Source organism: Flavobacterium sp. B330r (assembly GCF_056824325.1).
Genome location: NZ_CP124860.1, coordinates 738,856 through 752,798, shown reverse-complemented (window position 1 = coordinate 752,798; position 13,943 = coordinate 738,856). Strand labels below are relative to the sequence as shown.

At 32.8% G+C, this 13,943-nt stretch carries 15 protein-coding genes; 6 read left to right on the top strand and 9 right to left on the bottom strand.

Annotated features, from left to right (window positions below):
• The first annotated feature begins 100 nt into the window (after window positions 1-100).
• The 5 genes from QLQ95_RS03315 to QLQ95_RS03295 all read left to right on the top strand — a co-directional run bounded on the left by QLQ95_RS03315 (window position 101) and on the right by QLQ95_RS03295 (window position 3,365).
• The gene (locus tag QLQ95_RS03315) at window positions 101-760 is read left to right on the top strand and encodes a DEAD/DEAH box helicase (protein ID WP_482502626.1); all 660 of its coding nucleotides are present in this window, start codon (window positions 101-103) and stop codon (window positions 758-760) included.
• A 138-nt stretch (window positions 761-898) separates the two neighbouring features.
• A complete protein-coding gene (locus QLQ95_RS03310; RefSeq protein WP_482502625.1) occupies window positions 899-1,714 on the top strand; it encodes an alpha/beta hydrolase in 816 nt (271 codons plus the stop codon).
• Between the two features lie 14 nt (window positions 1,715-1,728).
• Window positions 1,729-1,947, top strand: a complete 219-nt coding sequence (locus QLQ95_RS03305) for a putative signal transducing protein (protein ID WP_095931831.1) — start codon at window positions 1,729-1,731, stop codon at window positions 1,945-1,947.
• Between the two features lie 76 nt (window positions 1,948-2,023).
• Window positions 2,024-2,827 carry a Cof-type HAD-IIB family hydrolase gene (locus QLQ95_RS03300; protein WP_095931830.1) on the top strand — a complete coding sequence of 268 codons (804 nt, stop codon included), beginning with the start codon at window positions 2,024-2,026 and terminating at the stop codon, window positions 2,825-2,827.
• 7 nt (window positions 2,828-2,834) lie between these two features.
• Entirely contained in the window at window positions 2,835-3,365 is a 531-nt protein-coding gene (locus QLQ95_RS03295) for a GNAT family N-acetyltransferase (RefSeq protein ID WP_428238267.1), read from the top strand.
• 81 nt (window positions 3,366-3,446) lie between these two features.
• Here the strand turns inward: QLQ95_RS03295 and QLQ95_RS03290 are convergent, their stop codons facing one another.
• Window positions 3,447-3,971: a hypothetical protein gene (locus QLQ95_RS03290; protein ID WP_095931853.1), complete on the bottom strand. Its 525-nt coding sequence runs from the start codon at window positions 3,969-3,971 to the stop codon at window positions 3,447-3,449.
• 487 nt (window positions 3,972-4,458) lie between these two features.
• Here QLQ95_RS03290 and mtaB point away from each other — a divergent pair, with 487 nt between their 5' ends.
• A complete protein-coding gene (gene mtaB / locus QLQ95_RS03285) occupies window positions 4,459-5,793 on the top strand; it encodes a tRNA (N(6)-L-threonylcarbamoyladenosine(37)-C(2))-methylthiotransferase MtaB (protein WP_095931104.1) in 1,335 nt (444 codons plus the stop codon).
• A gap of 33 nt (window positions 5,794-5,826) precedes the next feature.
• Here mtaB and QLQ95_RS03280 read toward each other — a convergent pair whose 3' ends face one another.
• The 8 genes from QLQ95_RS03280 to QLQ95_RS03245 all read right to left on the bottom strand — a co-directional run bounded on the left by QLQ95_RS03280 (window position 5,827) and on the right by QLQ95_RS03245 (window position 13,943).
• Window positions 5,827-6,801 carry an IS110 family RNA-guided transposase gene (locus QLQ95_RS03280; RefSeq protein WP_320494668.1) on the bottom strand — a complete coding sequence of 325 codons (975 nt, stop codon included), beginning with the start codon at window positions 6,799-6,801 and terminating at the stop codon, window positions 5,827-5,829.
• Window positions 6,802-7,155: 354 nt separating this feature from the next.
• Window positions 7,156-7,662, bottom strand: coding sequence for a hypothetical protein (locus QLQ95_RS03275; RefSeq protein ID WP_320492400.1), 507 nt, complete (start codon window positions 7,660-7,662; stop codon window positions 7,156-7,158).
• 111 nt (window positions 7,663-7,773) lie between these two features.
• Window positions 7,774-8,490, bottom strand: a complete 717-nt coding sequence (locus QLQ95_RS03270; protein ID WP_095931102.1) for a 3-ketoacyl-ACP reductase — start codon at window positions 8,488-8,490, stop codon at window positions 7,774-7,776.
• A 114-nt stretch (window positions 8,491-8,604) separates the two neighbouring features.
• Window positions 8,605-9,192 (bottom strand): LURP-one-related family protein, encoded by a 588-nt coding sequence (locus QLQ95_RS03265; protein ID WP_095931101.1) that lies wholly within the window; start codon window positions 9,190-9,192, stop codon window positions 8,605-8,607.
• A 53-nt stretch (window positions 9,193-9,245) separates the two neighbouring features.
• Window positions 9,246-11,408: a vWA domain-containing protein gene (locus tag QLQ95_RS03260; protein WP_482502621.1), complete on the bottom strand. Its 2,163-nt coding sequence runs from the start codon at window positions 11,406-11,408 to the stop codon at window positions 9,246-9,248.
• A 70-nt stretch (window positions 11,409-11,478) separates the two neighbouring features.
• Window positions 11,479-12,444 (bottom strand): hypothetical protein, encoded by a 966-nt coding sequence (locus tag QLQ95_RS03255; protein ID WP_482502619.1) that lies wholly within the window; start codon window positions 12,442-12,444, stop codon window positions 11,479-11,481.
• A 2-nt stretch (window positions 12,445-12,446) separates the two neighbouring features.
• Complete coding sequence (locus QLQ95_RS03250; protein WP_320492378.1) at window positions 12,447-12,947, bottom strand: RNA polymerase sigma factor; 501 nt, start codon at window positions 12,945-12,947, stop codon at window positions 12,447-12,449.
• A 159-nt stretch (window positions 12,948-13,106) separates the two neighbouring features.
• The gene (locus QLQ95_RS03245) at window positions 13,107-13,943 is read right to left on the bottom strand and encodes a DUF6929 family protein (protein ID WP_482502617.1); all 837 of its coding nucleotides are present in this window, start codon (window positions 13,941-13,943) and stop codon (window positions 13,107-13,109) included.

Here is a 13,943-nt window from a genome sequence, read left to right as displayed (position 1 = left end):
TGCTTCGCGCTTTAGGCTATAAGCTTTAGGCTTTAAGCTTTTATAGAAACTAAATAATTTTTGCTTACAGCGCATAGCTTAAAGCTTAAAGCTCAAAAAAATGAAACTAAAAAAAATAAACGAGAAATTACAAGACGGATTAGTTGAAAATGGTTTAACGGAAGCGAATGCTTTGCAGTTGGAAACTTTTTCAACCATAAAAAGCGGTGCTGATTGTGTAATTATTTCTCCAAAAGGAAGTGGAAAAACAACAACGATTGTTTTAAATGTGATTCAGCAATTGGCTGGTAAAACGGAAGAATCGCCACGCGCTTTAATTATTGTGGAAGACAAAGCAAAGGTTTTGGAAATGGTTGAGCTTTTTGAGAAGTATGGGAAATACACCAATTTGGAAGTTTATGGTGTAAACGAAAAAGGCGACATGGATTATGATAAAAACTATGTTTCTACAGGGATTGACGTTTTAATTGGTACGCCAACTAAATTAAATGACATGTTTAGTACAGCGGGTTACAATGTAAATCGTTTAAAAATGTTTATTTTGGATGATGCAGATCCGATTTTGAAATTACGCCATGATCCAAAAATCACACGTATTTCTAATAGTATTGCCAAAGTGCAGCGAATTATCTTTTCTGAAACTCTGACAGAGCGTATTGAAATTTTGGCAGATAAAATTATGGTTGAGCCTTATTTGTTTGATATGGATGAAGAAGGAGAAGAGCTTGATGAAGACGAAGACGATATTGAAGAAGAATAATTTACAATAAAGTTTTCAGTCCCGGTTTTCAGTCTCAGTAACTGAAAAGCGGGATTTTTTATTAATTATTTGCCACTCTCAGTTTTCAATCTGGGTAAAGACTAAAAATGAAAACTGTGACTTAAAACTAATTTAGATATGGAGATTTTAAAAACGTTTAAATTTTTAGGAATTGTACTGTTGTGCTTTTTTCTGATTATTTATGTTTTGATGATATCCTATTTTTATTTTAATCAGGTTGATTTAGTTTTCTATCGTTCAAAATTGCCTAAAGACTATAAATTTGATTATCAGCAAAAATTTGAAGAAATCAATATTTTTTCTTTTGATGGATCTGTATTGAATGGATTATTGTTTAAAGCTGAAAACTCAAAAGGACTTGTTTTTTATCTTCATGGAAATGCTGGAACACTTGAAACTTGGGGAAAAATTGCAAAAATATACACTTCATTAGGCCATGATATCTTTATTTTAGATTACAGAAGTTTCGGAAAAAGTGAAGGCGAAATAGAGAATGAAGAGCAATTGAGTAAAGATATTTCTATCGTATATAAGAAAGTGGCTGAGAGATACGCTGAAGATAAAATTATTATTGCAGGATATTCAATTGGTTCTGGTTTTGCCACAAAATTGGCATTAGAGAATAAACCGAAAGCTTTGATTCTTCAAGCGCCGTATTATAATTTTCTAGAATTATCTAGCTCTAGAGCGCCATTTTTTCCTGACTTTATGAAGAAATTTAGTTTGGAAACAAATCTTTATCTTCCAAAAATAAAAAGGCCAATTTATATTTTTCATGGAACTAAAGATCAGTTAATTCCAATTGATAATTCAGTCAGGCTAAAGAAGTTATTAAAAGCAAATGTCTATTTTTATCCGCTGAAAAATCAAGAACATATTGGAGTAAATGAAAATGAAGATTTTCAAAAACAATTAAAAAGAATATTAGAATAAAAAAATAAAAAGTTATGGGATTAATGAAAGTATTTTCTGGAAGTGAAGTATTAGCAATTGCTTTGCAGGAAAGATTAGAAGAAGCTGGGGTAGAAACAGTAAAAAAAGACAATATTCAATCTGCACGTTTAGGAGGTTTTGGTCAGACAGATTTGGCGATTGAAGTATTTATACAAGAAACAGATTTTGCAAAAGCAAATCCGGTTATAGAAGAGTTTAGAATGAGTCTTTAAAAGTTTTCAGTTTTCAGTTGCGGTTTTCAGTGGTTACTGAGACTGCGACTGAAAACTGCGACTGAAAACTAAAAAAATGCAATACAAAATGTTAGTGCTCGACATGGATGACACCTTGTTGACAGACGATCACAGAATATCAGATTTAAATAAAAAAGTAATACTAGAAGCACAAGCAAAAGGCGTGTATGTTGTTTTGGCTTCTGGAAGACCAACTACCGCAATGACAGCTTATGCAAAGGAGTTGGAATTAGATAAAAACGATTCGTATATGATTTCGTTTAACGGCGCAATAATCAGCCGTGTAAAAGATGATTTAGTTTTGTTTGAACAGAAGTTGACTGTAGAACAAATTCATGCGTTATACGATTATAGTGTAAAAAAGAATGCGCACATCATTACGTATTTAGACGACCAAATCATTAGCGAAACAGATTCTGAATATATTGAGGTAGAAAAAGAAATCACGGGAATGGCACATCATAAAGTTTCAAGCTTTAAAGATTATGTAGACAGACCAGCGGTTAAATGTATTTTGTTGCAAGATCCAGCTTATTTAAAAACCTTGGAAAAAGATTTAATGGAGGCTATGCCACATTTAAGTGTTTCGATGTCTAAACCATTTTTCTTAGAAGCGGCACAACAAGGCATTGATAAAGCTGCGAGTTTGAAACTTTTGGCAGAAAAGCTGGGTATTCATCAAAGTGAGATTATCGCCGTTGGAAACGCAGGAAATGACTTGACAATGATAGAATATGCAGGTTTAGGAGTTTGGGTAGATAATGTGAATCCTGAATTGCGTGATAGAGCAGATTTAATCGTGGCTTCAAATAATGATGATGGTGTTGCTGAAGTGGTACAAAAATATATTTTAAATTAAATAAAAGATGAAAAATTCAATTGAAACAGAGCGTTTGCTTTTACGAGAATTAGAACTTTCTGATGCGGAAGGAATGTTTGAATTGGATTCTAATCCAAACGTGCATTTATTTGTCGGCAATAGACCTGTAAAACATATTGACGAAAGCATTGAATATATCAAATTTGTTCATAAACAATACAAAGATCTTGGTACAGGAAGATGGGCTGTTGTTCTTAAAGAAACTAACGAATTTATTGGCTGGTCTGGAATCAAATTTATTACAGACGAGATAAATAATCATAAAAACTTTTATGAGTTAGGATATCGTTTTATCGAAAAGCATTGGGGAAAGGGTTATGCTACAGAAGCAGGAAGAGCTTTTATTAATCATGCTTTTAACGAAATGAAAGTAGAAGTGCTTTATGCTTATGCAGATGCAGGAAACGAGAACTCAAGAAAAATTCTGGAGAAATTAGGATTTCATTTTGTAAATTCTTTTGAATACGATGAAGAATTAGAAGTTTGGTACGAACTTAAGAATCCAAACAGAATTTAAATAAAAAACGAATTCCAAATCTTTACATACTTAAAAGTCAGTAAAGATTTGGAATTAATTAAGAAGTAATATTTGAAAATATTATTTTTTAGCTACAGAAACAAAATATTTATTTCCGTCACCCATAGTTAATTTTACACGCTCGTCGCAAAGATCGATTGCAAAATTGGCACTTTCGTAACAGCTGCAAGTCGTATTTTTATCTTTAGACATTTCTGTCTTACAGTTGTTGTTTTTAAAGCTTGCTAATTGTGGAGTGTATAAACTAACTAAATCAGTAGAAGCGGTTACTAAAGAAATGATACTTGCAGAATTGTTGTTTGTAATTCTGTATACAATTCTATCTGTATAATTTACTTCGTTAACTGTTACTTTACGAATGTAGGTATAAGCTGTAGATCCTTCACCAGGTTCTTTAACTTCAAACTTAAACCCAACTGCACGAATAGCAACATCAAATTGCTGTTGTGAGTTAAAGCTTGCCCAAGTCGTCAATGTGCTAATAGTAGGAAATGGATTTGCATTTGCGGCTGGAGCATTAGTTTGCGCTTGCGAACTAAATACGGTTAAGAACATCAAGCAGATTGTGGGTAAAAATGCTTTCATAAAGCGTGGTATTTGTATTTTAATTTTGCCTACTCTCTTTGGTTTTCGGCTTTCCCATTTCATTTTGTAACACAAAACAACAACATAACGAGTAAAATTCAAAATTGTTATGCCCGAATTATTATTAAATTAATTAAAGCGTATCAAAATTCTTTAATCTAAACTAATTTTGAATTACATTCATAACAATGGTAAATGTAAGAAATTTAGAATTTAAAACCGAGAAAAACGTATTTAATCGATAAAATTTGCATTTAATCGATTATTTTGTCATTTAATTCTTATCAGAGCATTAAAATTTCAAGAATATCAGGCTCAGATTTTTTTTTAATAAAAATAGAAAAAATTAGCTTTCGAATGTTTCTAAATTAACATTAGTGTCAAATTATTGATTCGAAGTAGATTAATTGCTTTCTTTTGATGAATATTGTTTGTAAATTTGCAGCCTTAAATTTTTTGACAACGATTTCATTAATTTAAGCAGATTATGGAAAACAGAAAAAAAGTTGCCTTTTATACGCTGGGTTGTAAACTGAATTTTTCAGAGACTTCTACAATTGCCAGAAATTTTAATGACGAAGGTTTTGACCGCGTCGATTTTGAAGAAATAGCAGATATTTATGTCATTAATACTTGCTCTGTAACAGAAAATGCAGATAAGCAGTTTAAGCAGGTAGTTAGAAAAGCAATGAAGCTGAATGAAAAAGCTTTTGTTGCTGCTGTTGGATGTTATGCACAATTAAAACCAGAAGAATTAGCAGCGGTTGATGGTGTTGATTTGGTCTTGGGCGCAACAGAAAAATTCAAAATCACAGACTATATCCATGATTTGAGCAAAAACGATATGGGCGAAGTTCACTCATGCGAAATTGCTGAAGCCGATTTCTACGTAGGAAGTTATTCTATTGGAGATCGTACCAGAGCATTCTTAAAAGTTCAAGACGGTTGCGATTATAAATGTACCTATTGCACAATTCCGTTGGCAAGAGGAATTTCTAGAAGTGATGCTTTAGAAAATGTTTTAAAAAATGCCAAAGAAATTTCGGCTCAAAATATCCGTGAAATTGTTTTAACGGGTGTAAATATTGGTGATTACGGAAAAGGGGAGTTCGGAAACAAAAAACACGAACATACTTTTCTAGATTTAGTTCAGGCTTTAGATAAAGTAGAAGGAATTGAGCGTTTGAGAATTTCGTCTATCGAACCGAATTTATTGAAAAACGAAACGATCGAATTTGTTTCTAAAAGCAGAACTTTTGTACCGCATTTTCATATTCCGTTGCAATCAGGAAGCAATGATATTTTGAAATTGATGAAACGCCGTTATTTACGTGAAGTTTATATTGACCGTGTCAATAAAATTCGCGAAGTAATGCCACACGCTTGTATTGGTGTCGATGTGATTGTTGGTTTTCCTGGAGAAACAGATGAGCACTTTTTAGAGACGTATCATTTCTTAAATGAATTGGATATTTCGTATTTGCACGTATTTACGTATTCAGAAAGAGATAATACCGAAGCTGTTGATATGGAAGGTGTAGTTCCTTCAAATGTTAGAGCAAAACGTAGTAAAATGCTACGCGGTTTGTCAGTTAAAAAACGTCGTGCTTTTTACGAAAGCCAGTTAGGAACAAACAGAACAGTTCTTTTTGAAAGCGAAAATAAAGAAGGATACATTCATGGGTTTACTGAAAACTACGTAAAAGTAAAAACACCTTGGAATCCAGAATTAGTAAATACTTTGCAAGAAATCAATCTAACAAAAATAGACGAAGACGGAAGTGTACGTTTGGAGTTTTTGAATAAATTGGCGGAAGCTTAAAAAATATACTCAAAGTATTTGTCATTCCGATTTCTATGATAAAACCAAATCTTTTTCATAAAAGGTTTGGTTTTTTATTACTGCAAAAACTCTATGGATTATTTTGTTTCTCACAGCATTTAAAACACTCATTTTGTTTTTTCCTTCATCAACTTTTCTAATGTAATATCTTCTCAGATCATTATCGAATCTAATTGCACTCATTGCTGCCAAATGCAGAATGGTTTTTAGGTTTTTATCTGCAAGCATTGATACTCCGGGTCTTCTTTTTAATGATGTTCCAGATTGAAAATCAAAAGGCACGACTCCGCTGTAGCATGCCATTTTTCTTGGATCAGTTATAACTGTAAAACCTTCTGTTTTTGATAATAATGTCCATGATAGAACTTGGCCCACTCCAGGAACAGATCTTATCAGTTTCTGTTGCTGGCTTAAACTTTGGTCATTATGTATTACTTTTTCAATATCATTTTCAATAATCTTAATCTGTGCATCAATGCTTTTAATAAGTTTGATGTTTAAGCTTTTCAATTCTTTATCCATTGCAATGCCTTTCATTAATTTGTAGTCATGCTGCTGAACCATAAGCTGTTTTTTGATTTTTATTCTTAAAGCTCTTTCGGTTAATAATATTTTTATCTTTTTAATGGAGCAGGAACTTGGTTTCCATTCCCTATTTTCCTGATAATTTTTTTCAATAAAACTACAAATTCGCAACGCATCAATTTTATCATTTTTGCCTCTGACAAGACCTATGCTTTTCTTGATATGCAAAGCAGATATTACATAAACCTTAAAGTTGAATTTTTCAAGTGCTTCAAACAGATTCCAATTGTATCTGCCAGTATTTTCCATAGCGATCATTACATTTTCACCTGAATATTTTTTGAAAAAATGCTTTATTGCCTGAATCTTATTCTCAATAGAAAAATAATTTACTGATTCCTCTTTAACACAAATATCCAAAGTCTTGCTGCTGATATCAATGCCGATAATAATGTTTTTCATAACTTTGCTTTTACGATTCAACAAATGATTTGAGAAATTCATCATAAGCTCAACTCCTTAATAACGGGTCACTAGCCCAAATTTCTATCTGAGTCTTTGATGAAAAGGAAGCTAAAGTCTTAATCGAAATATGAGTCACAAGCTCGGAGGAACGAACAGTTTACTTTTGCTTCCTTTCTCAATCATAAATCTACTTAAAATTTCAAAAAACAAATCTAAAGGAGGAACGAGGAATCACACTCGAAACTCTACAAAGATTGACGATTATAGCATACGGAATTACTAGTGTGATTCCTCGTTCCTCGGAATGACAAAAAAAAAGCCTCTTATTAGAGGCTTTTCTGTTTTTATAAATTATTCATTTTCCTGAACAACCAATTTCAAAGAATTAATATAATCGGTATCAAATTCTATAACTCGAATTTTTTCGGGATTAAAACTTAATTCTCCTCCAAACTGACCTTGCGTATCTAAAAAATCGATAGTCAATTCTTCCTCATTTAATTCGATTAATTTTCCTAGATAAGCAGATTTAGATGATTTTTTTGCAATCTGAAAAATGCCATATTTCTCAGAAATAAATTTAATAATCGAAGTCAAATCTTTAATTGGGATAATATCATCCGAATTAATTTTTAATCCTTTCATCCGAATTACTTTTTCTGTGAAAGCCAAATCGTGATCTCGGTTTACGGCTTCAATGTTTTTATTTCTCAAAATAACAAAACCATCCAAAATAAAATCTACAGGATTATTTCGAAGCAAAATCCATTCATCAGAATAATCAATAAGAAATCCGGAGAAAATCTGTTTTTTATCCTGAAATTCTATTTCGACCAATTGTCTTAAATATTGTTCCATCATGTTTTTTTAAAATTCCAATAATTTAGTTCCAAATTCCAATATTTAAATTCCAAACTCCAATTACTTTGAGATTGGAATTTGGAATTTCAAAAATTTAGAATTTATTCTTTATGGGTTAGTAGACCAGATGCTGCTATTTTTAATAAACACTCTTCTGTTCAGTTTTAATTGAGCAATGATTAAATCTGCCATGTCTTCAGACTGCATTACTTTTTCTGGGTTTCCATCAGTTAAGTTTAAGTCTTTTGCCATATCAGTTGCAACGGTACTTGGTGTTAAGGCCGTAACACGAATATTGTGTTTTCTCATTTCCTGCATCAAAGAATCAGTTAAGCCTAAAACAGCAAATTTAGAAGCACTATAAGCACTTGTCAAAGCGTTTCCGTTTAATCCAGCAGTCGAAGAAATATTGATAATGTCTCCAGTTTGTCTTTCGATCATATTTGGAATAATCGCACGAGTAGTGTAATACGTTCCCATTAAATTGACCTGAATAATTCTTTCCCAAGCTTCTGGCTCTAATTCTAAGAATTTTCCAAAAGAAGCAATTCCAGCGCTATTGATTAAAATATCGATACTTTTAAATTCTGCAATAGCTTTTTCAACAGCAGAATTGATAGAGCTGATGTCAGAAACATCGGCAGACAAAGCCAAAGTTTTTACGCCCAATTTAGCAGTTTCTTCTGCCAGCTGATCAATATCGCTTTTTGTTCTCGAAACTAAAATTAGGTTTACGCCTTCTTTGGCCAAAGCAATTGCCACAGCTTTTCCAATTCCTTTTCCTGCGCCTGTAATAAAGGCATTTTTATTTTTTAAGTCGGTCATGATTGTATTTTTAGAAATGCAAAAAGCATCATTTTAAGTCTTACAAAAATAAGGTTTTGAAAACTAAAATGATGCTTTAAAAGATATTCTTAATCTAAGTTTAACAACTTTCTGTTATTCTTTCAGAACCATGTCTATACACATTACGGCTCCTAAAATTAACTGTCTCAACGGACTATCGGCTGCTACTGTCTCTTCAATTTGAAGTACATAATTATCGGCACTTGTAAAAAACTCTTTTCCTAATCCAGCCCATTTTTTATTTACTTGCGCTAATTGTTTGCCTTCATGAGAGAATTTAAAATCCCAACCGGTCCATTTTCCTTGAAGCGTTGCAACTGGTTTTTCGTTTTTATCTAGGATATCAAACTTTCCTCCAATAGAAAAGAATTTTTGTTTGAAAGTTCCAACCAAACGATCTTTTTCGTCCAAAACTTCAACAGTAGATCTAAAGATGGCAACACCTCTTCTTACTGTTATTAATTTTTCTCCAGAAGCAGTTGTAATTTCAACATTAAACGGAGTTGCTCTTTTATAATCTGTAAAACGAAATACTTTGGTGAAAAAACCAAGATTGTTTTCTCGGCAGTTCATTATAATTTGATTGGTTTCTGGATGATAAATATCGTAATTGTTTGCGGCTTTGAACATTCCAACATGTTCTTTTACTAAAAATAGATTTTGGCTTAAAATAGGATTCATACGTGTGTAAAATAAGTTTTAAAAATAAAGCCACAAATGTAATATAATTTTTATTAATTGTGCAGTTTCGAAGTTTCAACTAAACGAATAAATTCTGCTTTGTAACCTTCGCCGTCGTTTGAATTTCCTTGTTTGGCCAGTTTTATAATTTCTTTCGAAGATTTGTCAGCGATTAATTTTGAATCTCTCAATTTCAAACCAAACCAAGCTACGGCAGAACTAAATTTCATATCATCACTTGCTTTCTCTAAAATTACCGATTTGTTTTCGATTACCTGAACCATTTCGATGCTTTTATCGCCGTCAGGCTTTTTGTAACGGAATTTTATTGTAGCCAATTCATTGCTGTAATTAGTAGAACTGTTTTCGGTTTTAGTATATTTTAAAGGATCTGGCTGTTCTGCTAAATAATCGCTTTTTACTCCAGCTGGAATAATTTCATACAAAGCTGTAACCGTATGATTGCTGCCCAATTCTCCTGCATCAATGGCGTCATTTTTAAAATCTTCTGGACGCAATTTTCTGTTTTCATAACCAATCAATCTATACGCCTGAACTTGTTTTGGATTAAATTCAATCTGGATTTTTACATCTTTCGCGATAGCAAACATCGAACCTTTGAATTCTTTTCCTAAAAAACGATTGGCTTCTTGAATGTTATCGATGTAGGCATAATTTCCGTTTCCTTTGTCAGCCAAGATTTCCATTTTGCTGTCCTTGTAATTTCCCATTCCATAACCTAAACAAGTTAAGAAAACGCCTGTTTTTCTTTTTTCTTCAATTAGTTTTTCCATATCAGAATTAGAAGAACTTCCAACGTTAAAATCTCCGTCGGTAGCCAAGATTACTCTATTGTTTCCGCTTTTAATGAAATTTTCAGTTGCAATCTTATAGGCTAATTCAATTCCTGCTCCGCCGGCCGTACTTCCTCCAGCTTGCAAATTATCCAATGCATTAATAATTGTTTTTTTCTCATCTCCAGAAGTTGGCGGTAAAACCATTCCTGCAGCACCCGCGTAAACCACAATTGCCACTTTATCTTTTGGTCTTAATTCGTTAACCAAAATTTTTAATGATTGTTTTAGCAAAGGCAATTTGTTCATGTCTTCCATAGATCCAGAAACATCAATCAAGAAAACAAGATTTGAAGCGGGTAAATCTTCAGTTGGAATGTTTTTTCCTTGTAAACCAATTTTCAAGATTTTGTTATTGGAGTTCCAAGGCGAATCGCTCACTTCGGTATTGATCGAAAACGGATGCTCGTTTTTGGGCTGCGGGTAAGTATATTTAAAAAAATTAACCATTTCTTCTACACGAACGGCATCTTTTGGTACTTGCTGTCCGTTGTTTAAAAATCGTCTAATATTCGTATAAGAAGCATTATCGACATCTATAGAAAAAGTAGAAAGTGGCGCTGTTTTCGGACTTTCAAAAGCATTTTCTACAAAAGAATTATAATCTTCTTGAGTTGGTTCAGTTGGAATTGGCATAATGTTTAATTTTTTGTCCAATTCTTTTTCTGAAAGGTTTTTGTAGATTTCATTTTTGGTTGAAATTATTACAACACCATTTGAAGCTTTGCTTCCATAAATCGAAGTTGCCGCTTGGTCTTTTAAAACCGAAACATTATCAATATCATTCGGATTAATTTTTGCCATTTGATTGGCTTTTGCAGGAACTCCATCAATAATGTACATAGGTTCGTTTATGGGTGAAATTGATGCAGTACCGCGAATAGCAATTGGAGCTGGCATAGCAGAATATGCGATAGAATTTTGAGTTTGAATTCCTGCAACTTTTCCTTTAAGTGCTTGCTTAGCATCTTTTTTCTCTCTTTTTCTTTCAGCACGAGCATAACTTCGGTCTTCGTATTCAGAACTGGAAGTTCCATAGCCAACAACTACAACTTCTTGTAATTCAGCATGACTACTTTTTAGTTTAACATTGATAATATTTGAAGATTGTACATAAAAGGTTTGAGTATCCATACCGATGTAACTAAAAACAAGAGCGTCTCCCCTTTGTGCCTGAATAGAATATTTACCATCAAAATCGGTTTGGGCATACTTTTTAGTTCCTTTAATATTTATTTGAACCCCCGGAAGCGCTAGGCTAGATTCATCTGTAACTGTTCCTGTAATGGTTCTTTCTTGTGCCATGGTTACGAAACATATAAGCATAGCAATGGCTGATGAAATAAGTTTTAGACTTTTCATGATAATAAGTTTTAAGATTAATGTTTTGATTTTGCTTTGTCAAAGCTGCAGACTTTGACAAAGCATAAGATTATTTTTTCGGAGCTGGTTTTCCGTTTTTAGTAGTGATAATAAGAACTCCCTTTTTTCCTCGTTCGCCATATTTAGAAGTAGCTTCAAGGTCTTGTAAAATAGTTATAGTTTTAATTTCCTGTTTGTCTAAAGGCGCATAAGGACTTGTTGGGTTTTTGCCAAATAAATCTTCTTCAGAGTAATAGATGCCATCGATAATGTACAAAGGATCGTCTAAAACTACTAGGGACTCAACATTTTCAGGCTGTAAATTAGACATTTCTGCTTGCATCATTTTATCTCTTTTAGCATCGTCACTATGTGCCATAGCATTTCCGTTAAGAATTACCAGAGGAGCATTTTTCTTAGCTTTTTGAGCGGGTGCGGCTGCGTAAGCAACTTTAGCAGATTGTCTGTCTTTTGTGTCTAGATAACTTCTTTCTTCTAAAGCATCTTTTTTTGAAGAACTAGCATCTTCTTCATCAAAACTTTCACTTATTGCGACTTTTGCAGGAATAGTAGCTTCTGCTTCAATTTTTGGTGTCACAACAGCTTGAATTGGTTCTGCTTTAGGAATCATTGTTTCTTGAATCGCAACTCGTTCTTTGTTTTTAGTTTGATTTTCTAAAATTTTAACCGCTTCTTCATTAGAAACTATTTCTGAATCTGAGGTTGGAGTTGCCACTTTTTTATCTAAAATTGGTTTTTCCAATTGTTTGATTTCTTTTGCATCAAAAACCACTTTTGGTGTTTCTGTTACAGTTTCTTTATCTGCATGTAAAAATTGATATCCTAAAGAAATAAGTAAAAGAAGAGAAGCCGCAATTGCAATTTTCTTCCATAAAGCGATTGTTTTTTTATCTTCTTTTTTGTCCAGTTTTTCTTCAACACGCGACCAGACTTTTTCCATTCCTGGAAAGTCTTGAAACTCGGCTTTTTGCGAAGCTTCTTTTATTTTATCGAATAATTTATCTTGATTGTCCATGACTATTTTGCTTTTTGATAATACAGTTTATTAACCAGTTCTTTCAGTTTGGTCTTAGCGGCATTCAATTGTGATTTTGAGGTGCCTTCAGAAATCTTTAGCATTTCGGCTATTTCTTTATGAGAGAAACCTTCAATAACAAAAAGGTTAAAAACAGTTTTACAGCCGTCAGGAATGTGGTTTAATAAATTAAGTAGATCTTCTTCTTCCAACGTATTCAGTTCATCGACAGAAGGCTGAGAAATCAGCTTTATGTCGTCTAAATACATATTGAAGTTGGTTGCTTTTCTAATAGTCGCCAAACAATGATTTACAGTTATTCGTCTAGCCCAAGCTTCAAAAGCATACGCTTCTTTTAATTGATCCAGTTTGGTGAAAATAGTAAAGAAAGAATCGGCTAATGCTTCTTCAATTTCTTCTTCCTTTTTTAAATATCTTTTGCATAGGCGGTACAACTTAGGCGCCATGTATTCGTACACCTCACGCTGGGCGTCGCGATGCATTTTTTTACAGTTTGCTATTTGAGTCTCGTTTATCACAATTGTTGTCTTTCTTATATAGAGAGATAAAAAGATAAAAAGGTTGGGATGGGGGTGAAAAAAATATTAAAATATTTTTTTTGGGTTCAAAGGTTCAAAGGTTTTATTGTAATCGAATAGCTTTTACTTAATCGGTAATGTCAATTTATAGATTTTCGTTTCTAAAAGCTCTGTGTCATTGTCTTCGCAAAGCAAAAACTCGATTTTATTATTTTCTTTTTTGTATAAAGTTAGACCTTCAAATTTATTGGTTGCCGTAATTTTTTGAGTGAAATCTATTTTCATAGTTTTAACGTCTATTCTTCCAATGAAACTTCCTAAAATGTCTCCGTCATCATAAGTTGATTTGGTATCTTCGGCAGTTGAAAGGAAATAGATTTTATCATCGACCAAAACAGCATCGGTAAAACTGGAGCGAACGCCTTTTATTTTTGGCAGTTTGTAATTGACCGAAATCAGAGCAAATTCTTCTCCGAGATTTTTAGCGTGAATAGTAAAAATGGTGTTTTTGTTAGTGGCCCCATTTCCTCGATTGAATAAATACCAATTTTCTCCATCAAAAATAGCACCTTCCAGATTAAAATCTTCGGGTTTTATTTCTCCGAAATTCTGCATTACGGCATATAAATCGACTAAATTATTCTTTTGTAAAACCGTTTTCGATTTAATATCAAATTCAATCATTTTATTTCGGTTTTCGGTTGAGCCAGAACCAAAAACATACAATGTGTCGTTATGATGCGTTAGGGATTCAAAATCAGGTTTTAGATTTTTCGGAATATTTTGCATCGGATTATCAATTAAAGCGTGTTGATTTAATTGCTGATTCTGCATATTGTATTCGTAAAGGAATCCGCTGTTGTCGCCAATTACATAAAGTGCATCGTTATTGTAAAATAATCCTGATGCAGAACCGATTCCGATAATTTGAAATAATATTTCTAAGGTGAATTTTTCCAT